The following is an 18691-nucleotide window of genomic DNA, read 5'->3' as shown; positions in this document are numbered from 1 at the left end:
GGAGCAAGAAATGCCCGAAACGCTGATCAAGGTCGATCTCAATGAATCGCCCTATACGAATGAGAAAATCCACAACCGCTGGCATCCGGACATCCCGATGGCCTGCTGGGTTGAGCCCGGCGACGACTTCCGCGTCGAGACCTATGACTGGACGGGAGGTCAGATCAAGAACGACGACGACGCCTCCGACGTTCGCGATGTCAATCTGTCTCAGGTGCACTTCCTTTCCGGTCCGATCGGGGTCAAGGGCGCCGCGCCCGGCGATCTTCTGGTCGTCGATATCCTCGATATCGGCACCTTCGACGACAGTCTCTGGGGCTTCAATGGCTTCTTTTCCAAAAAGAATGGCGGCGGGTTCCTGACCGAGCATTTTCCCGAAGCCCAGAAATCGATCTGGGATTTCCATGGGATGTTCACCTCGTCCCGTCATGTGCCGGGCGTCAAATATGCAGGCATCATCCATCCCGGCCTCATCGGCTGTCTGCCTGATCGCAAGATGCTCGATATGTGGAACGCACGCGAGAAGGCGTTGTTCGACACCAATCCGGAACGGGTGCCGGCGCTGGCGAACCTGCCGAATGGCGGCCCGACCGCGCATATGGGCGCGTTGAAAGGCGAGGCCCGCGACAAGGCCGCAGCGGAAGGCGCACGCACCGTCCCGCCCCGCGAACATGGCGGCAATTGCGATATCAAGGATCTTTCGCGGGGTTCGAAGATCTATTTCCCAGTCTATGTCGACGGCGCGGGCCTTTCGATGGGCGATCTGCATTTCAGCCAGGGCGATGGCGAGATCACCTTTTGCGGCGCTATCGAAATGGCCGGCTGGCTGCACATCAAGGTGACCCTGATCAAGGACGGCATGGCGAAATACGGTATCAGGAATCCGATCTTCCGCCCCTCGCCGATCACACCGAAATATGACGATTATCTGATCTTCGAGGGCATCTCCGTCGATGAAGGCGGCACGCAGCACTATCTCGACGTTCACATCGCCTACCGTCAGGCCTGCCTCAATGCCATCGAATATCTCACCAAGTTCGGGTATAGCCGGGCCCAGGCCTATGCGATCCTTGGAACGGCGCCCGTACAGGGCCATATCTCCGGCGTCGTCGATGTGCCGAACGCCTGCGCCACGCTGTGGCTGCCGCTCGATATTTTCGAATTCGACCTGAAGCCCGGCTCAGAAGGCCCGAAGCAGTTCCTTGACGGAAAGATCGACGTTCCGCTGGCGCCGGATCTTTAGCCAGAAAGGGAGGGTGGAGAAACCTCCGCCCTCCCCTCTTCTACTGCTCAAGCACCCCTTTGCGTGCACGTCCCCCAGTTCCACCTTCAGGTCCGCTAACCACGAGCGTTTCCATGCCCAATTACGACTATAGCTGCCCCGATTGCGGTCCGTTTACCGAGAATCAACCAATGGCGCGATCCGTCGAACCATGCGCTTGCCCGCAGTGCGGCATCCCTGCCCCACGGGCATTTTTTTCGGCGCCTTTCTTCAGTTCCATGGATGGCGCGGCGCGAAACGCTCATACGACGAATGAACGTTCAGCCCACGCGCCAAAAACGTTGAAATCGTCGGGACATGGTCCTGGATGTTCCTGCTGCGGTGGCAAGAATCACTCCAAGGCGGTTTATCGCGCCGACGGCGGCAAAATCTTCCCTTCGGCCCGCCCGTGGATGATCAGCCATTAGGACACCAATCGTGCGGATGGTCCAGCAAGTTTAAACCCTCTCCAGCGCCACCGCGATGCCCTGCCCTACGCCGACACACATCGTAGCCAGCGCATATCTGCCGCCTCTGAGCTTCAACTCGAGCGCCGCAGTTCCCGCAATGCGTGCGCCCGACATGCCGAGAGGGTGCCCCAGAGCGATTGCGCCGCCATTGGGGTTCACGCGCGGGTCGTTGTCGGCGATGCCGAGGCTGCGCAACACTGCCAGGCTTTGCGAGGCGAAGGCTTCGTTGAGTTCGATAACGTCGAATTGCTCCTGTTTCAGCCCGAGCCGTGCCATCAGCTTATTCGGGGCCGGGACTGGGCCGATGCCCATGACGGGCGGCGAGACGCCGGCCATGGCGCCGCCGAGGATGCGCGCCATGGGCGTCAGGCCGTGTTTCTTCATGGCGCTTTCGGAAGCGACGATCAGCGCGGCGGCGCCATCATTGACGCCCGAGGCATTGCCCGCCGTCACGGTTGCGCCCTCGCGCCTGTTCACCGGTTTCAGCCCTGAAAGCGCCTCCATGCTCGTCGCGCGCGGATGCTCGTCACGGTCGACGACTTCAATGTCGCCTTTCTTCCGCGGCACGGTAACGAAACGCTGCTGGGGGTCGGCGGGCTTAAAGCCGGGGTGCATTCCCAGCCGAGCGGGCAACATTACGCCTCCGGCCCTTCCCCAGCCGAAGACCTGACGACCAGGTCATAAGATAGTTCCACCGTGTCCGGCGCTGTACCCGTGCCGATGTGGGAGAGAAGCATATCCGCGGCGCGTTCGGCCATTTCGAAGATGGGCTGGCGGATCGTCGTCAGCTGCGGCCAGACCATCTTTGCCAGCGCCGTATCGTCGAAGCCGACGACCGATAGCTTTTGCGGCACGGCGATGCGCAGTTCGTGCGCCGCCTGGAGGATGCCTGCGGCCATATCGTCATTGGATGCGAGGATGGCTGTCGGGCGGTTTGCGTGGTGCAGGAGCCGCCGGCCGGCATCGAGGCCGCTCTGGAAGGTGAAGGCGCCCTGCACTTCCAGCGCCGGATCGGGCGCGATGCCCGCCGCCTCCAGCGCCCGGCGAAACCCGGCGAGCCGCAGCCGCGCGGAGCGGTGCGTCGCGTCGCCGATCACGATGGCGATGCGGCGATGGCCTAGTCGCAGCACATAGTCCGCAAGGTCGAATGCGGCTCTTTCATCGTCGATGACGACGCTTCCCTTGGTATAAAGACCCGTATCGCCCGCAATGCGCACAAAGGGCAGATGCGAGGCGAGAAGCTCGTCCAATATGGCGGGATCGTCGCACATGGGCGGCGTCACGATGACGCCGTCGAGGCCGGAGGTATAGGCCGTGGACACCATCGCCCCGCGAATGTCCGCACGGTTCTCGACCGGGAAAATCAGCAGCCGGTAGCCGGTGCCGCGCAGCCGCTGCAACGCGCCCATCTGCAATTCGGTGACATAGGCTGGGCTCGGGTTTTCGAAGAAAAGACCGATGAGATGCGATCTTCTGCGCGCCAGATTGCGGGCCGCGACATTGGGGTGATAATTGAGCTTGCGCCCCGCCTGGCGAACTTTCTCCCTGATCTCCTCGCGCACATTGGGTTCGTCATTGAAGACGCGGGAGACCGTCTTGATCGACACGCCCGCCGCCTTGGCGACATCGCGTATGGTGGCTCGCTTGCCCGGCTTGGTTATCATTTTGTTAACGCCCCGCCTCCCCGGTTCTGCTGCCCCTCCCTCACCGCAAGCCAATGGCAAAATAATCAGTGCAACGCAATCGCTCAGCCGAATTCATCCTCTTCCGGGTCCGGCTGCGGAATACCCGGCAGCTCCGCGAGCGGCCTGTTGCGGTCGAGGAGGCCCGCCTCCTCCAGCTGCTCGATGTCGGGCAGGTCGCGCAGCGTGTCGAAGCCGAAGTGCGATAGAAAGGCGTCCGTGGTGATGTAGGTGTAGGGCGCGCCGGGCTGCGGGCTGCGCGGGCCTGACGTGATGAAGCCGGCATTGCGCAATTGTGCGATGATATCCCGGCTGATCTCGCGGCCCGTAAAGGCGGAAAGGTCGGCGCGTGTAATCGGCTGGGTATAAGCGATGGTGATCAGGGCGAGCGCCTGCGTTTGCGTCAGGTTCGCCTGTTTCTCGCTGCGCCCGGTGGCTGTGCGGATGGCGTCCGCATAGGCCGGGCGCGTACGGTGTTGAAAGCCGCCCGCCACGCGGACGATATCATAGGGCCGCGCCAGCAACTCTTCGCGAATGTCCTCGATCATGCCCTCGATGTCGCAATCATCCCCGACCAGCCGCTGCAGCGCCGCCAGGCCGACAGGTTCGCTCGCCGCGAAGATCGCCGCCTCGACGCGGTTCATCCATTCGCGTCTGCGGGCTTCAGGCGGCAGATCAGGCAAGTCACGGTCGAATGGCGGCTGTTCCCGCTTCTCTTTGCTGCGAGAGGCCATGCGTCAAAGCCCGTAAAGGCGGAAGGTGGGCCGCCCCGTCAGCTCGCGGACGGCGCCCAGCGTCAGAAGCCGCTCGAAAAGCCGCCGCACCGCGCGGTCGGTCATGCCCTGCCCTGGTGCCACACCCACCCACGCCGAAGGCAAAAGCGCATCGTCCTGAAGCAGCGCTTCGACAATGCGCGCCGCGCCTTTCGCGCGCAGCTTGGGCGCGATGAGTTTCAGCCGTTCCGCCCGCCGGGCCGCGTCCATGCCGAAATCATAGGCCTCGAGCGCCGCCTGCCCATAGGCAATGAGACAGGCCGTGCGCCAGCCCGCCTCTCCGATCCGAAGGCGGCGACGGTTCGGCCCTTCGCGGAAGAAGGATTTCTGAACCTGGGTGATAAGCAAGGGCACGGGCCGCGGCCATTTGAGGCCTGCGGCAAGGGTGAGGTCGGCGAGCCAAAAGGCAAAGAGCTCGGCGGGGATCGTCAAAGCCGGGAAGCCATCTGCAATATGCTCGGCAGCTTCGATTGCGGCGAAGGGCGCGGCACGCCCGCCCTGCCCCCGCGTATCAATCTGCCCGGCCAGTTCCTTCCAATCAATATCGGGTTTCGCCCCGAAAAGTTCGGCAATCGACGCCAGCACATCACCGTCAATCGCCCCGGAATGGCGGCCAAGCCTGCGCCAGGCGAGAAGCACCCTCCCCGCCGGTCCCGGGTCCTCGCCCGGGCGGGTCAAGCAGACCGCGTCCCGCAAAGCCCCCTCCTCTTCAGGCTTGCCTAGCAGCGAGGTGGAAACCGCCGCCGCCTTCAGCGCCATGCGCGCGCGCCACAGGCCGGTCCACTCCGGCCCGCCGCGGATCAGGCCATCCAGCGCCTGCAACGCCGCGCCGGCAAAAAACGCAGCCTCCGCCTCGGAAATGTCAGGCAGATCATGTCCCCTCGCCCAGGGAGCGGGAGGCGCAACGGCAGCGGGAAGCACCAAGGAGGTGGGACGGTTCATGGCCGCAATCTATGACGAAACCGCCGCCATCTCCACGCATTTTGCGCAAAACCACCAGATCATTTACAAGCCAGCTGGCTGCAAAGATGGTTGCGGATAATCGGCAGGGTGTTCTATTTTGAGGTGCTGGCTAGGAGAATCATATGCCCAGCAATCTTCCCGCACCTCATGCAGACCTTCTCGAGCGCATTCGCGCAGCCGTCGCGTCCGATATCAGGCTCACCGCCCTGTTGATCGGTGGTTCCTATATTCACGGCGGCCTCGATGAGCACTCGGATCTGGACTTCGTTATCGTCGTCGACGACGACCATTATTCAGAGGTCATGGCGACCCGCATGGCATTCGCTGAAGGCATCGGAAGCCTGCTTTCCGCCTTCACCGGTGAGCATGTCGGCGAACCGCGTCTGCTCATCTGCTTGTACGGCCCGCCTCTCGTGCATGTGGATCTGAAATTCGTTCTTTCATCGGATCTCGACCATCAGATCGAGCGGCGGGCTATCCTGTTTGCCCGGAATCCCGTCGAGGTCGAGAGACGCATCCAGGCAGGCACCGTCGTTTGGCCAAACCTTCCTTCCGACTGGTTCGAAGCGCGAGCCTGGATTTGGCTGCACTATGCGATCACCAAACTGCACCGTGGCGAGCTTTACGAGGCGATCGGCATGCTCGGCTTCTTCCGGGAACAGGTCATCGGGCCGATGCTATGCCGCCGTGCGGGTCTCAATCAGCGCGGCGTGAGGCGTCTGGAAGCCTTGCAATTGGATAAGGACGGCAAGCTTGCCGCCACAGTTGCCCGCCACGATGCCGCCCCCGTCCGGGCGGCCTTGAAAGCATCCATCGATCTCTACCTGGATCTGCGTGCCGACGACTTGCCTCCCAACCCATGCAAGGGAATGCCCGAACTTCTGTTGGAATTCATGGATAGATCAGAATACGCCAGTAAAGGACCAGTGCATTCATGAGCGAAGACCAAGCGACACGCCAGAGGCTTTCACTGGTTACGGTCGTGGTGCGCGATTACGACGAGGCGATAGCTTTCTATGCCGGAAAGCTCGGGTTCGAACTTCGTGAAGATACGCAGCTTTCCGGTACCAAGCGATGGGTGGTCATCGGTCCAAGCGGAGGCAGCGCGTCACTGCTGCTTGCGAAAGCCGCCAACGAAGAACAGTTTGCTGCGGTCGGCAACCAGACCGGTGGGCGCGTCTTCCTATTTCTGGAAACGGATGATTTCGAACGGGATTACGACCGCTACCTCGCTGCAGGCGTCGAATTCCGCGAACAGCCCCGAAAAGAGCCTTACGGCCGTGTCGCGGTTTTCGCGGACCTCTATGGAAACTTGTGGGACCTTATCGAACCCGGAGCGCCGGGGCCGGATACGCTGGCCCGCTGCACCCATCCGCTCAGGCGCTGTCGATCGCCAGGCAATCCGCGGGTGTCCGGGCGTTGATATGCTTGCTGTCGGTATGGCCGTGCATGGCGATGAGCGCGAGGTCGTCGCCTGCCCGGATCGGCCGCGTCCACCACCCGTCCTTGAGCATCCAGCCGGATGCCATGACGGCCTCGACATCACGGCTATCGGGCCGCAGCTGTGCGCTTTCGTGAACGATCTGCGCTTCCGGTGAGCGTCTCGCCAATTGCGCCCGCCCTTCGGCCAGCGCCAGTTCCTTGTCGCCAGCCATGATCAGCCGGTGGTAATAATGCCGTGTCCGGCGATATCGAGTGAGGTAAGCAATACGGATCTGATACGCGGGCATGGCGGCCTTCCCCTTACGCTGCCGAAAAATGAATCCAATGCCGTTTCAACAAAACTATGCGCTGTGTGACGAAATTGCCGCAAGAGAAAAATAAATAGATTCACAAGTTCAATAGAAATATTACGATATTTTTAAGATTTAATACTTGTCAGTATTCTGTAATCCGAACCGTTCAGCGATGCGACGTTTCAGTTGCTCGCGCACATCACGGTAAGCATCGAGTATTTGCTCGCGCGTGCCCTGCACAAGCGTCGGGTCCGGCATCGGCCAATATTCCACGTCAACGGAAAAGCCGCGCATCCGTTCCAGAACGGTATGATGGGCGAGCGGGGTGAGCGTAATCACAAGGTCGAAATAGCCATCGCCCAGCTCTTCCAGTTCCCTGGGGCGGCGCTCATCGAGCGAAAGCCCTTCCTCCGCCAGCACCGCAGCGACGAACAAGTCAGGCTCGCCGCGATTGACGCCCGCCGAAGCGAGATAGACATTCGGGCCCAGCATATGCCGGGCGAGACACTCGGCCATAGGCGAGCGGATCGCATTCATTCCGCAGACGAACAGGATGGAGGATGGCATGCGCTTCGCCGGCACTATACCGGGCGGCGTATCATCCGCTTTTTCCCCCTCAGCCGCCAAGCTCACCCCCGCCAATGCAGCACGCAGACCAGCGTGAACAGGCGGCGCGCCGTGTCGAAATCCACTTCGATCTTGCCGCGCAGTCGCTCCTTCAGCGTTTGCGACCCTTCATTGTGAAGCGCTCGTCGCCCCATGTCGATGGCTTCGATCCGGCTCGGCGTCGCAGAGCGGATCGCCTCGTAATAGCTCTCGCAGACCAGGAAATAGTCCTTCACCACGCGGCGGAAAGGCGCGAGCGCCAGGATATGCGTCGCAACCTCCTCGCCGGTTTCGCGCAGGATCGCGAAGATCAGCCGCGATTCGAGCAGCGAGAGTTTCAGCCGGTAAGGCCCGCCGATGGGATCGCCAATAGGATAGAAGCTGTTTTCCTCGATGAGATCGAAGATGGCAACGGCGCGCTCATGCTCGACATCAGGGGTGGAACGTCCGATGGATTCGTCCAGCTCGACGTCGATCAGTCTTGCTTGTCTGCCGCCGCCGGATGTCATGCCTGCCCTATAGGTTCAACCTGATCGCCACCGACCGGCCATGAGCGCCGAGCCCCTCGGCACGCGCCAGCTCGATGGCCGCCGGCCCGAGTGCGCGCAGTTGCTCCGGTCCGAGCTTCAAGAGCGAGGTACGCTTCATATAGTCGAGCACCGACAGGCCGGAAGAGAAACGCGCCGAACGCGCGGTCGGAAGCACATGGTTCGACCCGCCGACATAGTCGCCGATGACTTCGGGCGTGTATTTGCCCAGAAAAATCGCGCCTGCATTGCTGATGCCGGGCAGAAGCGCTTCCGGATCGGCCACCGCTAGTTCCAAATGCTCCGCCGCGATGCGGTTGATGAGCGGCAGCGCCGTCTCGAAATCATCGACCAACAGCACCGCGCCGAAATCGCGCCAGCTGGCCGAGGCCGTTTCAGCTCGCGGCAGCGTCTTTAGCTGCCGCTCGACGGCTTCCTCCACGGCGTGCGCGAAGGCGTCATCATTAGTCATCAGGATCGACTGGGCGGCGGCGTCGTGTTCCGCCTGCGCCAGAAGATCCGCGGCGATCCAGTCCGGGTCATTGTCGCCATCCGCCACCACCAGCACCTCAGAGGGACCGGCGATCATGTCGATACCGACCGTGCCGAAGACCAGCCGCTTCGCCGCGGCGACATAGGCATTGCCAGGGCCGACGATCTTGACGACGGGCGCAATCGTTTCCGTGCCATAGGCCAGCGCTGCAATCGCCTGCGCCCCGCCGATCCGGTAAATCTCGGAAACGCCCGCCAGCCGCGCTGCGACCAGCACCAGCGGGTTCAGCACGCCATCGGGCGCGGGCACGACCATGACGATGCGCTCTACCCCCGCGACCTTCGCCGGCACCGCGTTCATCAGCACCGAGCTTGGATAGCTGGCCGTGCCGCCCGGCACGTAAAGACCAACGGATTCCACCGCCGTCCAGCGCGAGCCGAGCTCTACGCCGAGCGGGTCGGTGTAGCGGTCATCCGCAGGCAATTGGCGGCTGTGATGGGCACGGATACGGTCGCGCGCCAATTCCAGCGCCTCGACGGTCTCGCGCGGCGCGCCGGCAATGGCCGCGTCGATCTCGGCTTCGGTGACGGCGATGCCGGTCTTTTCCAGATCGATCCGGTCGAAGCGGCGCGAATAGTCGATCAGCGCCTTGTCGCCGTCACGGCGGACTGCGGCGATGATTTCGCGGGCCGCGCGGTCGACATCCTCAGAAGCCTCGCGCTTGCCAGCTAGAAAGGCGGCAAACTTCGGCTCGAAATCGGAATCACTTTGTCTGAGCGTCAATACCACGCGTCAATCCTCAATATGCCTGTTCACGCCTAAAGCGCGTTGCGTTTAATCGCATTCCGTGCAACGCGCTTTAGGCTTTTGTTTTTTAGCATGTCTTTGCCCAAAACCGGTTCCCACTTTTGGGAGACATGCTTTAATGCTCCGGCTTGGCGCGGGTTTCCCATGCGGGGCCGAGATCGGTAAGCTTGGCCTCCACGCATTCCACATCCAGCCGGATGGCGGCATTGCCCGAGAAGATGAACTCCACGACGCCCTCCGGCGCTTCGCCGGGCAGGAAGCGGACCGCCAGCAGGGAAAGCACGTCATCCTTGCGGCTGCGGTCGATGCCGTTCGCCTTGACGGCCGTGACGCAGCCGAAATGCAGCACGGCCCGGCGCCGCTCGAAAGTGCGCTTGCCGAAAAGGCCCGATGCGGCGCGCTCCCAGACGAAGCGGTTGGCCGCCACGACGAAGCACTTTTCCTGCGGCAGATAGTCGAGATCGCCCACCTTCAGCACGGCATCCTGCAGATGGGCCGAGATAATCTGCAGATCCTGATCGTCGAGCGCCACGAGCTTGAGCATTTCCATCGGCGTTTCCATGCGAATAGCTGACGTCCCCGGCGCAGGATGCCATCTGATGGACACCCCGCTCTAAGTGTTTGTTTTAGCGCATGATCCCGAAAAGTCTGCAAACTTTTCAGGATCACGCCCTAATTAAGACGTCCGTGGGTTTGGCGCAACAGGAAGAAGGATGGTCAGGCGCTGATGCGCTCGACGATTGCGCCGCAGCCGGAGAGCTTCTCTTCCAGCCGCTCGAAACCGCGGTCGAGGTGATAGACGCGGTTGACATAGGTTTCCCCTTCCGCCGCAAGGCCAGCGATGACCAGCGACACGGAAGCGCGCAGATCGGTCGCCATCACTTGCGCGCCCTGCAGCCGCTCGACGCCCTCGACGGTCGCCACCTGGCCGGAGAGCGAAATCTTCGCACCGAGGCGCGCCAGTTCCTGCACATGCATGAAGCGGTTTTCGAAGATCGTCTCGGTGATGCGCGAGGTGCCCTTGGCCTTGGTCATCAGCCCCATGAACTGGGCCTGAAGGTCGGTCGGGAAACCGGGGAACGGGTCGGTCGTCACATCCACGGGATGGATGCCATGGCCATTGCGCGCTACGCGAATGCCCGTATTGGTCTCGGTGATCTCGGCACCCGCCTGACGGAGCGTCTCGAGCGCGGAGGTGAGCAGATTCGCCTGCGCGCCTTCCAGAAACACGTTGCCGCCCGCCATCGCAACGGCCATGGCATAGGTGCCGGTCTCGATACGGTCGGGAATCACGCGGACGCGCGCGCCGGAGAGGCTGTCGACGCCCTCGATGCGAATCGTGCTGGTGCCCGCGCCGGTGACATTGGCGCCCATGGCATTGAGGCAATCGGCGAGGTTGACGACCTCAGGCTCGCGCGCGGCGTTGGAAATGACGGTTTCGCCCTTTGCGAGGGTCGCCGCCATCATCAGCACATGGGTCGCGCCGACGGAAATCTTGGGAAAGGTGTAATGCGTGCCGGTGAGGCCCTTCTTTGCGGTCGCCTTGACATAGCCGTTCTCAATGTCGATTTCCGCACCGAGCGCGGCGAGGCTTTCGAGGAAGAGGTCCACGGGACGGGTGCCGATGGCGCAGCCCCCCGGCAGCGAGACATTGGCCGTGCCCATGCGCGCCAGAAGCGGCCCGATCACCCAGAAGCTCGCCCGCATCTTGGAGACCAGCTCATAGGGCGCGGTGGTATCGACGATGTTGCGCGCGGTAAAATGGATCGTGCGGGAATAGGCGCCGTCCTGGCGCTCGCGGCGGCCGTTGACGGAATAGTCCACGCCATGATTGCCGAGGATGCGGATCAATTGCTCGACATCGGCCAGATGGGGCACGTTTTCGAGCGTCAGCGTATCGTCGGTAAGAAGCGATGCGATCATCAGGGGGAGCGCGGCGTTCTTGGCGCCGGAGATGGGAATGACACCATTGAGCTGGTTGCCGCCGACGATTTTGATGCGATCCATGTCTGTCCACTTTCACGGGGATCAAGAGCCCCGTTTATCCAGGTTGTTTTTCCGCACACGACCCAGCCGCAAAGCCTGGCGGCCTTCCGGGTTGTGGCACCGGATGAGCAGCGCCGGGGAAAGCCCCGAACGCTATTCATTGCACACACATTACTGACGCGTGTGCATTATCCCACATCGGTCCTTGACGGTTTATTGACGGAATCCGAAACAATCTCGATGCCTTCATTCCTGTCATCCGCATCGCCGGCGCGGCGTGCGCGCGCCTGCGCCTTGCGGCGTGCGAGATTCGCCCGCAATTGCTCGGAAAGCCGCTGCTTGCGGTCTCCGCCCTTGCGGCCCCCGGAATCAGGATCGGACTGTCTGGAACTCTCCGTCATTCCGCTAGCTATTACTATAGGATTGGCCAGAGGGAAAGCGGCCCCGGCGCTGCCTGTGGAGAAGTTGCGCGCGACACGAAAATAATCTCGATTGCTTGCTTGCGGTTTGCGGAATGTTGTGGCAAAAGCCGCCGCATTCGCTGTGAGTTTTATCTCACGCAAGCCCGGACGGAGCGGAGCGGGAATAACAATCAGTCCAGTGGACTGATTGCCCCACTGAGGCGCTTCGTTTTTCCCGGACTTGCCCAGATGCTGCGGTAGCTCAGTGGTAGAGCACTCCCTTGGTAAGGGAGAGGTCGAGAGTTCAATCCTCTCTCGCAGCACCAGTTTTCTCTATAAACTCAATTGTTTGTCGCCACTCGCTCCAGTTGGGATTTGCAGGTTGCTCTATGCACTTTCTGCATAATGGCTCAATTCCAGTCCGTTACGCCATCATAGAATCACTGAATTTCCATCGTTCGGACTGCTTTGAGGGGGAAGTTAACGACCGCCCCCTCTGGTAGGGATGGCAATGGAGGAAAAAATGATCTCATCAACATTCAACAAGCACTTGGCAGAAAACATCGTTGGCCGTCGCCTGCGTCTTGCGAGAACGAAGACTGCTGACACAATAGGAACGGCTTGCGAGACGTACCGAGGATGTATGAACGAATTCCCTGTCTAGGGCGAAGTATGCATCCATCTACCCATCCTCATTAGGTCAGCATGGATTGCTGGTCCCAGCCTGTATGCATCCTTGCTGACCATTTTTTTAGAGAAATTCTATACTTAGCGTCCTATATTCAAGCAGCGAATGAACGAGCCCATTGCGCAGGCAAGTCTGGGGGATATTTGCCGAATCGACTGATACGCGGCTAGAATGCGGGCCCATCTATAGAGACGAGCCCCTCCCATGACGACGACGCCCGAAGAGATACGCACGACGCTTGCCATGCAGCCGCATCCGGAAGGCGGGTGGTTTGTGGAGACTTTCCGCGACAACGCCGCCACCGGCGGGCGCGGCCATTCGACCGCCATCTATTTCCTGCTCGAGGCCGGGCAGGTTTCCGCCTGGCACCGGGTGAAGGACGCGGCGGAGGTTTGGCATTGGTATGGCGGCAGTCCGCTCGAACTGACGATATCGGATGGCAGCGACAGGCAGACGCTCCATCTTGGCCTCGACCTTAAAAAAGGCGAGCGCCCGCAGGGCGTGGTTCCGGCGGGCTGGTGGCAGACAGCCAGAAGCCTTGGCGCGTGGACGCTCGTCGGCTGCACCGTCGCTCCCGGCTTCGATTTCGCCCAGTTCGAGATGAGCGAACCGAGGCCCGCATAAAATATGCCGTTCTACATCTGAACCAGATGGCCGCCGGTTACTTCCGCATATTGCCTGACAGGAGCGACAAAGTCGGGCGGGCGCACCGGGCTTTTGATTTCGTCATTGGAGACCGGGCGCTTCAAGCCGCGGCGGGAAGGGTCGGGCACTGGAACCGCGGACAGCAGCTTCTTCGTATAGGGATGTTGCGGATTCTCGAAGATCGCCGCGCGCGGCCCGATTTCGACGATCTCGCCCAGATACATGACCGCAACCCGGTGGCTGACCCGCTCCACCACGGCAATATCATGCGAAATGAAGAGATAGGCGAGGTTGAGGCTTGCCTGCAGGTCGAGCAGCAGGTTGATGACCTGCGCCTTGATCGACACATCGAGCGCGGAAACCGATTCGTCCGCCACGATGATTTTCGGATCGAGCGCCAGCGCCCGCGCGATGCAGATGCGCTGGCGCTGTCCGCCGGAGAATTCATGCGGATAGCGGCTGGCCATATCCGCCGTGAGCCCGACGCGCTCCAGAAGCTCGGCGACACGCGAGCTCGCCTGAGCGCGGGTGCCCAGCTTATGTTCGAGATAGGGCTCTGCAATCGCCGCGCCAACCGTCATGCGCGGATTGAGACTGGCGAACGGGTCCTGAAAGATCATCTGCATGGTGCGACGCATGTCGCGCAGCTCATGCTTGTCCATGGCCAGCACGTTCCGGCCATTCAGCAGAACCTCGCCCTGCTGCGCCTTGACCAGCCCCATGATGGAGCGTCCGGTCGTGGATTTGCCGCAGCCGGATTCGCCGACGAGCGACAGGGTCTCGCCCGGCTGGAGGGTGAAGGAGAGGTTTTCGACCGCGTGGACGCGCCCCTCAAGCTGGCCGAACATTCCTGAATGTATATCGAAGCGCGTGGTGAGATTGCGCACTTCGAGGAGCGGCCGTTTGTCCGTCTGCACTGTATCGGCAGCTTCCTTGGGCGTGTCTGATGTGCCCGTGGCACGGTCGACAACCGGAAAGCGCAGGGGCCGCGCATGGCCCTGCATCGAGCCCAGTACCGGAACGGCTGATAGCAGGGAGCGGGTATAGGGGTGGCGCGGCCGCGCGAAGATATCTTCCGTCGCGCCGGTCTCCACCGCCTCGCCATTATACATCACCACCGTCCGGTCGGCGATTTCGGCGACGACGCCCATGTCATGGGTGATAAAGAGAACGGATGTCCCCTCTTCCTCCTGAAGAACCTTGATGAGATCGAGGATCTGGCCCTGGATGGTCACATCGAGCGCAGTTGTCGGCTCGTCGGCGATCAGCAGCTTCGGCTTGCTCGCCAGCGCCATCGCGATCATCACCCGCTGGCGCATGCCGCCTGAAAAGCGGTGCGGATATTCATCGAACCGCGCTCTGGCTTCCGGAATGCGCACCTTTTCCAGAAGCCGGATGGTTTCGGCCCTCGCCTCCGCCCGCGAAATAGTCTGGTGACACAGTAGCGCCTCGCTGATCTGCTGCCCCACGGTGAACAGCGGGTTGAGGCTGGTTATCGGCTCCTGGAAGATCATGGCGACATCATTGCCGCGCACATGGCGCATCTGCCTGTCCGGCAGGGCGAGAATATCCTTGCCATCAAGCATGATCCTGCCCTCGATGCGGCTCTTATCTCTAGGCAAAAGCCGCATGATCGAGAGCGAGGTCACGCTCTTGCCGGACCCGGATTCACCGACAACAGCCACGGTTTCGCCGGGTCCGACGTCGAACGAGACATTGCGCACGACCGGCCGCCACCGCCCATCGGCGAGGAAGGATGTGGTCAGGTTCGAAACCGACAGGACAGGAGCGGCGGCCTTTTCCATTGATCTCTCCTCAATCCGGCCAGCGCATCAGGCCGGCGATGCGGCGCGCATAGCGTTCCTCGAGTGGCGAGGCGATGATCTCGTTGGAGGCGCGGGCCTTGGAGAGCTCTTCCTCAAGGCGGCGCGCCACGATTCTCTCCTCACCCGGATGCAGATTGCAGGGGTCCATGTAGAAATAGCCATGTTCCGCCTCGTGGTCGCGCACGATGACCGGCGGCACGCCCCGCGCCAGCGCATCGGCGAGGTCCCATGCGGTAATGTGAGCCTCCTGCGGGTTTATCGTCACCCTCAGGCGATCGAGGGGATTGTGAGTGGGGTCCGGCTCGATCTGGACGGTGACACCCGGTCTATCCGCCAGCGTCTCTTTCCATAGATTGAGGTAGCCGGTTTCCTTCTCGCGAATGGCGGCATGGTCGCGTTTTTCCCAGGCTTCCAGCGCCGCGATGGTGCCGAGGATGCTTTCCTTGCCGACCTTCATGCCGCGGCCAATGCCCATATTCTGCAGGAAAGCGCTGCGAACCAGATCCTTGCGCCCGGCAACGATGCCCCCGGTCGGGCCGCCGAGGAATTTGTGCGACGAATAGAGCGCAAGGTCGGCGCCGTCAGCGAGGAAGGTCTTCAGGTCATATTCCGACGCAGCATCGACGATGACAGGCACGCCCCGCGCATGGCAGATTTCGGCAAATGCCTTCAGCGCAATGAGGCCATACTGCACCGTATGGTGCGAGACAACGAAGACCGCCGCCGCCGTCCGCTCATTGATCGCCCCGTCGAGATGATAGGGATAGCAGGAGGTGGCCTGGCCGATAAGCACCGCCTTGGCGCCCGCCAGACGGATCGCCTGATCCACCGGCGCGCCATAACTGACGACATGGCCGGTCTGGACGATGACTTCGTTCTTCAGCCCCGTCGCATCCGGCAGCCGTTCGATGGCGAAGAGATCGTCGCCTGTCATCGTCCCCGCGACGGCAAGCGTGATGCCCGCCGAGCAGGAGGCGGTAACGAAACCCGCCTCGCCGCCGGTCAGTCTCGCGATGACCGGGCTTGCCTTCTTGTGCAGATCGTTGATCTCCACGAATTGCGGCAGAATGGCGCTCATGGCGGCGATAGCCTCCGGCACCACGATGGATGCGCCGAGCGCGGTCATCGTGCCCGATACGTTGATGACGGGCCGCAGGCCGCGCTCTGCGCGTATGTCGAAAGGGGGAAGTGAATCGGCCATGTTATTCTCCTCGTGAGGTTCCAGTTTATTGGCCTATGTGCCATTATAATGTAATAGGGAATCGAAAGACCTTACCGGCATTGCAGGAGCCCGAAAGTGGACGCGAAGACATCGGACATGGATCAGCCACGCGCGGCGATTGCGAAACGCTCGCGCGTCAGCGGCATGGACCGCGCCCTTCAGGTGCTCGACTATCTCTATGAAACGGGAAATCCCGCTGGCGCCTATGCCATCGCCAAGGCGATCGAAGCGCCGCTTTCCACCGTCTATGTGATTATCGACGATCTCGTGGAGAAGAACCTTCTGTCGCGCAACAATAGCGACGGCACGGTCTGGCTCGGCGCCCGGCTTTATCACTATGGCCTTGCCTATGCCCGCTCGCTGGACTTTCTCAACGTCGCCACGCATGAGATGCATAATCTCAGCCGCATTTCGGGCGAGACGGTGCAGGTGTGCGGGCGCGAGGGCGACCATATGATCGTGCTCGCCATGGCCGATGGTCCCGGTCATTTCCAGGTGACATCGCGCGTCGGCACGCGCGTTCCCCTCAACTGGACGGCGTCGGGACGCCTTCTCGCCGGTCATCTGCCGGAGCATGAAAGGCTGGCCCTGTTCGAGCATTGCGCCAGATCCTCGCCGACCGGCCGGGCGGTGGTCGATCCGGCCGCCCTCTCCGCCTCGGCGAAAGAAGCGCTCGAGGCGCGCATTTCCATCCAGGCCGGCGAATCCGATTATGCCGTTGCCTGTGTCGCCTCGCCCATTTGCGACGACAAGGGCGCGTGCATCGCCACGATCTCCATCGTCCTTCCGGAGCAGAAGATCACAGACAATCCCGGCCGCTATGCGGATGAGGTCAAAGCCGCCGCGGAGCGGATCGAAACCGTGATGGGCTGGCGCGGCCATTCCTGATCTCAATCCTTCACTGCGATGATCGCTTCGATTTCGACGGTGATGTTGCCCGGCAGCGAACCGAAACCGACGGCGGAGCGGGCGTGGTTGCCGATTTCGCCGAACACGTCGATGAGCAGGTCGGAGCAGCCGTTGATGACCTGCGGATGGTCGGTGAAGTCAGGCACGGCATTGACCATGCCGAGGAGCTTTACCACCCGTTTCACCCTTCTCAGATCACCCAAAGCGGCCTGCATCACCGCAAGCAGATTGATGCCGGTGAGACGAGCGTGCCTATAAGCATCTTCGACGCTGACGGCGCCGCCGACCTTGCCGGTATGCATGAAGCCGTCGTCCTCGCGTGGCCCCTGCCCTGACAAATAGAGCATTTTGCCTTCCTGTATATGGGTCACGAAATTGGCGATCGGGCTCGGTGCGGGCGGCAGGACGATGTTCAGCGCCTTGAGGCGGTCATAGGGAGAAGAAGCGGCTTCGAGCGCCGGGCTTGAAAGATGGCTCAAGGCTTGGTCCTCAGCGATAGGAATAAGACGCGATGGCGCCTGAGGTTTCGGGCTTTTCCGGCTGGTAGCGGCTGGCGGCGACGGGTTCGTTGCCGAGGATCGCCCAGCGCGGCTCGAACAATTTGTCGAGCGTCGCCTCGTAGCCCATGGAGTCGATAACCTTGAGATCGGCATCGCCAAGCTCGAAAATGGTGAAGTCAGCGCGCGTCCCAACGGCGAGCAGATTGTCCGTGGGCAGGCCGATGGCCGAGGCGGGAGAGAGCGTCACCGCTTCCACCACTTTCTCAAACGGCATGCCGACGCTCAGCAGCTTCGACATGGTTGTGGCGAGGTCCCAGACGGCGAAGTTCAGGCTGCGCAGATGAATGTCCGTCGAGATCGAAAAGGGCAGCAGGCCCCGCGCGATCGCCACTTCCGCGACGCGGAAGGAGAATGACGCGCCGCCATGGCCGATATCGAGCCGTATCCCCTCGCCCGCGCAGCGCGCGGCCAGTTCGAAGAGATCGTCATCCTCGATGATGCTGCTGCCGGTCTTGCCATTGAAACAGTGAGTGATGATGTCGCCGGGGCCGAGGATTTCCAGCACCTCGTCATAGAGCGCCGGCGGCTCGCCGACATGAACCATCATCGGTATCTTCAGGATCTTGGCGATCTTCTTGCCGACCTTGACGGGCGTGACGCCCCAGGATCCCGTGATGACGTGGCTTGCCCGCACTTTGAGTCCGACGATATGGTCGCGGTTCTCATTGACGCAGGCGACGGTGCGGTCGATGTCGATGGAGCGGATGTCGCTGAGTTCACTGACGCGGTTGCAGGCGACAAGACCGATGGAGCCCAGATTGAGAAACGCCTTGATGCGTTCACGCGCGGGGTCGATGATATATTCGCGAAAGCCGTGGAAATTGGCTTCGCCGGCGGAACCTGCATCGACAATGGTGGTCACGCCGCGTTCCGCCCCGCACATTTGCGGGCGCACCGAGATGTCCGTGCCGCCATGCCAGATATGGGTGTGCAGATCGACCCAGCCGGGCGAAATCCACGCGCCCTTGCCGTCGACCCTGATGATATCCCCTTCCACATGGAGCGACGGCCCGAAATCCGCGATGTTGCCGTCGGCATCGATGAGGATATCGATAGCGGATTCAGGGGTGCCGGGGCCGAACGAAACCGGCTTGACGTTGGTGATGAGCAAGCGCCCTTGGGAGGAGGCAGGCATG

At 61.7% G+C, this 18691-nt stretch carries 19 protein-coding genes, 1 tRNA gene and 2 pseudogenes; 7 read left to right on the top strand and 15 right to left on the bottom strand.

Annotated elements, in window-relative coordinates:
- Nucleotides 1–10 precede the first annotated feature (10 nt).
- Together fmdA and ACOWVG_RS16230 are read left to right on the top strand one after the other, a co-directional pair.
- On the top strand, nt 11–1243 hold the full coding sequence (gene fmdA, locus ACOWVG_RS16235) for a formamidase (protein WP_420963361.1): 1233 nt from the start codon (nt 11–13) through the stop codon (nt 1241–1243).
- 113 nt (nt 1244–1356) lie between these two features.
- Complete coding sequence (locus ACOWVG_RS16230; RefSeq protein ID WP_420963360.1) at nt 1357–1689, top strand: FmdB family zinc ribbon protein; 333 nt, start codon at nt 1357–1359, stop codon at nt 1687–1689.
- Nucleotides 1690–1719: 30 nt separating this feature from the next.
- On the opposite strand, the pseudogene ACOWVG_RS16225 reads toward ACOWVG_RS16230, so the two are convergent.
- The 4 genes and pseudogenes from ACOWVG_RS16225 to ACOWVG_RS16210 form a co-directional block, all read right to left on the bottom strand.
- A pseudogene (locus tag ACOWVG_RS16225) lies at nt 1720–2304 on the bottom strand (3-oxoadipyl-CoA thiolase); the annotation flags it as partial.
- Between the two features lie 62 nt (nt 2305–2366).
- Nucleotides 2367–3392, bottom strand: coding sequence for a LacI family DNA-binding transcriptional regulator (locus ACOWVG_RS16220; RefSeq protein WP_420963442.1), 1026 nt, complete (start codon nt 3390–3392; stop codon nt 2367–2369).
- A gap of 86 nt (nt 3393–3478) precedes the next feature.
- Nucleotides 3479–4147 (bottom strand): SMC-Scp complex subunit ScpB, encoded by a 669-nt coding sequence (gene scpB / locus ACOWVG_RS16215; RefSeq protein WP_420963359.1) that lies wholly within the window; start codon nt 4145–4147, stop codon nt 3479–3481.
- 3 nt (nt 4148–4150) lie between these two features.
- Entirely contained in the window at nt 4151–5128 is a 978-nt protein-coding gene (locus ACOWVG_RS16210; RefSeq protein ID WP_420963358.1) for a DUF1403 family protein, read from the bottom strand.
- Between the two features lie 143 nt (nt 5129–5271).
- Here ACOWVG_RS16210 and ACOWVG_RS16205 point away from each other — a divergent pair, with 143 nt between their 5' ends.
- Both ACOWVG_RS16205 and ACOWVG_RS16200 read left to right on the top strand, forming a co-directional pair.
- On the top strand, nt 5272–6087 hold the full coding sequence (locus ACOWVG_RS16205; protein ID WP_420963357.1) for a nucleotidyltransferase domain-containing protein: 816 nt from the start codon (nt 5272–5274) through the stop codon (nt 6085–6087).
- Nucleotides 6084–6482: pseudogene (locus ACOWVG_RS16200) on the top strand (VOC family protein); the annotation flags it as partial. The gene ACOWVG_RS16205 and the pseudogene ACOWVG_RS16200, both read left to right, overlap by 4 nt.
- 43 nt (nt 6483–6525) lie before the next feature.
- Here the strand turns inward: ACOWVG_RS16200 and ACOWVG_RS16195 are convergent.
- From ACOWVG_RS16195 to ACOWVG_RS16165, 7 genes are all read right to left on the bottom strand, one after another.
- Nucleotides 6526–6879 carry a hypothetical protein gene (locus tag ACOWVG_RS16195; protein WP_420963356.1) on the bottom strand — a complete coding sequence of 118 codons (354 nt, stop codon included), beginning with the start codon at nt 6877–6879 and terminating at the stop codon, nt 6526–6528.
- Between the two features lie 138 nt (nt 6880–7017).
- Nucleotides 7018–7452 (bottom strand): low molecular weight phosphatase family protein, encoded by a 435-nt coding sequence (locus ACOWVG_RS16190; RefSeq protein WP_420963355.1) that lies wholly within the window; start codon nt 7450–7452, stop codon nt 7018–7020.
- Between the two features lie 62 nt (nt 7453–7514).
- Nucleotides 7515–8000: a UPF0262 family protein gene (locus ACOWVG_RS16185; RefSeq protein ID WP_420963354.1), complete on the bottom strand. Its 486-nt coding sequence runs from the start codon at nt 7998–8000 to the stop codon at nt 7515–7517.
- Nucleotides 8001–8007: 7 nt separating this feature from the next.
- Nucleotides 8008–9300 (bottom strand): histidinol dehydrogenase, encoded by a 1293-nt coding sequence (gene hisD, locus ACOWVG_RS16180; RefSeq protein WP_420963353.1) that lies wholly within the window; start codon nt 9298–9300, stop codon nt 8008–8010.
- A gap of 133 nt (nt 9301–9433) precedes the next feature.
- Nucleotides 9434–9868: a DUF2948 family protein gene (locus ACOWVG_RS16175; RefSeq protein ID WP_420963352.1), complete on the bottom strand. Its 435-nt coding sequence runs from the start codon at nt 9866–9868 to the stop codon at nt 9434–9436.
- Nucleotides 9869–10035: 167 nt separating this feature from the next.
- Nucleotides 10036–11325: a UDP-N-acetylglucosamine 1-carboxyvinyltransferase gene (murA, locus tag ACOWVG_RS16170; protein WP_420963351.1), complete on the bottom strand. Its 1290-nt coding sequence runs from the start codon at nt 11323–11325 to the stop codon at nt 10036–10038.
- A gap of 167 nt (nt 11326–11492) precedes the next feature.
- The gene (locus ACOWVG_RS16165) at nt 11493–11705 is read right to left on the bottom strand and encodes a hypothetical protein (protein WP_420963350.1); all 213 of its coding nucleotides are present in this window, start codon (nt 11703–11705) and stop codon (nt 11493–11495) included.
- Between the two features lie 251 nt (nt 11706–11956).
- On the opposite strand from ACOWVG_RS16165, the gene ACOWVG_RS16160 reads away from it, so the two are divergent.
- Nucleotides 11957–12031, top strand: a tRNA-Thr gene (locus ACOWVG_RS16160).
- A gap of 566 nt (nt 12032–12597) precedes the next feature.
- Entirely contained in the window at nt 12598–13017 is a 420-nt protein-coding gene (locus ACOWVG_RS16155; RefSeq protein WP_420963349.1) for a cupin domain-containing protein, read from the top strand.
- 11 nt (nt 13018–13028) lie between these two features.
- On the opposite strand, the gene ACOWVG_RS16150 is transcribed toward ACOWVG_RS16155, so the two are convergent.
- A complete protein-coding gene (locus tag ACOWVG_RS16150) occupies nt 13029–14843 on the bottom strand; it encodes an ABC transporter ATP-binding protein (protein ID WP_420963348.1) in 1815 nt (604 codons plus the stop codon).
- A gap of 10 nt (nt 14844–14853) precedes the next feature.
- Entirely contained in the window at nt 14854–16065 is a 1212-nt protein-coding gene (locus tag ACOWVG_RS16145; RefSeq protein ID WP_420963347.1) for an aminotransferase class V-fold PLP-dependent enzyme, read from the bottom strand.
- A 117-nt stretch (nt 16066–16182) separates the two neighbouring features.
- Here ACOWVG_RS16145 and ACOWVG_RS16140 point away from each other — a divergent pair, with 117 nt between their 5' ends.
- Entirely contained in the window at nt 16183–16974 is a 792-nt protein-coding gene (locus tag ACOWVG_RS16140) for an IclR family transcriptional regulator (protein WP_420963441.1), read from the top strand.
- 2 nt (nt 16975–16976) lie between these two features.
- Here the strand turns inward: ACOWVG_RS16140 and ACOWVG_RS16135 are convergent, their stop codons facing one another.
- Nucleotides 16977–17474, bottom strand: coding sequence for a RidA family protein (locus ACOWVG_RS16135; RefSeq protein WP_420963346.1), 498 nt, complete (start codon nt 17472–17474; stop codon nt 16977–16979).
- A gap of 10 nt (nt 17475–17484) precedes the next feature.
- Nucleotides 17485–18690, bottom strand: a complete 1206-nt coding sequence (locus ACOWVG_RS16130) for an amidohydrolase/deacetylase family metallohydrolase (protein WP_420963345.1) — start codon at nt 18688–18690, stop codon at nt 17485–17487.
- Between the last annotated feature and the right edge of the window lies 1 nt (nt 18691).

The sequence above is a fragment of the Brucella sp. IR073 genome, assembly GCF_049065735.1.
Classification (GTDB): Bacteria; Pseudomonadota; Alphaproteobacteria; order Rhizobiales; family Rhizobiaceae; genus Paramesorhizobium.
The sequence above is the reverse complement of the archived record's forward strand: the minus strand, read 5'-3'. Positions and strand labels throughout refer to the sequence as shown.

Coding starts and splice junctions, on each gene's coding strand:
- fmdA (WP_420963361.1), top strand. CDS start 11: ATGCCCGAAACGCTGATCAAGGTCGATCTCAATGAATCGCCCTATACG.
- ACOWVG_RS16230 (WP_420963360.1), top strand. CDS start 1,357: ATGCCCAATTACGACTATAGCTGCCCCGATTGCGGTCCGTTTACCGAG.
- scpB (WP_420963359.1), bottom strand. CDS start 4,147: ATGGCCTCTCGCAGCAAAGAGAAGCGGGAACAGCCGCCATTCGACCGT.
- ACOWVG_RS16210 (WP_420963358.1), bottom strand. CDS start 5,128: ATGAACCGTCCCACCTCCTTGGTGCTTCCCGCTGCCGTTGCGCCTCCC.
- ACOWVG_RS16205 (WP_420963357.1), top strand. CDS start 5,272: ATGCCCAGCAATCTTCCCGCACCTCATGCAGACCTTCTCGAGCGCATT.
- ACOWVG_RS16195 (WP_420963356.1), bottom strand. CDS start 6,879: ATGCCCGCGTATCAGATCCGTATTGCTTACCTCACTCGATATCGCCGG.
- ACOWVG_RS16190 (WP_420963355.1), bottom strand. CDS start 7,452: ATGCCATCCTCCATCCTGTTCGTCTGCGGAATGAATGCGATCCGCTCG.
- ACOWVG_RS16185 (WP_420963354.1), bottom strand. CDS start 8,000: ATGACATCCGGCGGCGGCAGACAAGCAAGACTGATCGACGTCGAGCTG.
- ACOWVG_RS16175 (WP_420963352.1), bottom strand. CDS start 9,868: ATGGAAATGCTCAAGCTCGTGGCGCTCGACGATCAGGATCTGCAGATT.
- murA (WP_420963351.1), bottom strand. CDS start 11,325: ATGGATCGCATCAAAATCGTCGGCGGCAACCAGCTCAATGGTGTCATT.
- ACOWVG_RS16165 (WP_420963350.1), bottom strand. CDS start 11,705: ATGACGGAGAGTTCCAGACAGTCCGATCCTGATTCCGGGGGCCGCAAG.
- ACOWVG_RS16155 (WP_420963349.1), top strand. CDS start 12,598: ATGACGACGACGCCCGAAGAGATACGCACGACGCTTGCCATGCAGCCG.
- ACOWVG_RS16150 (WP_420963348.1), bottom strand. CDS start 14,843: ATGGAAAAGGCCGCCGCTCCTGTCCTGTCGGTTTCGAACCTGACCACA.
- ACOWVG_RS16145 (WP_420963347.1), bottom strand. CDS start 16,065: ATGGCCGATTCACTTCCCCCTTTCGACATACGCGCAGAGCGCGGCCTG.
- ACOWVG_RS16140 (WP_420963441.1), top strand. CDS start 16,183: ATGGATCAGCCACGCGCGGCGATTGCGAAACGCTCGCGCGTCAGCGGC.
- ACOWVG_RS16130 (WP_420963345.1), bottom strand. CDS start 18,690: ATGCCTGCCTCCTCCCAAGGGCGCTTGCTCATCACCAACGTCAAGCCG.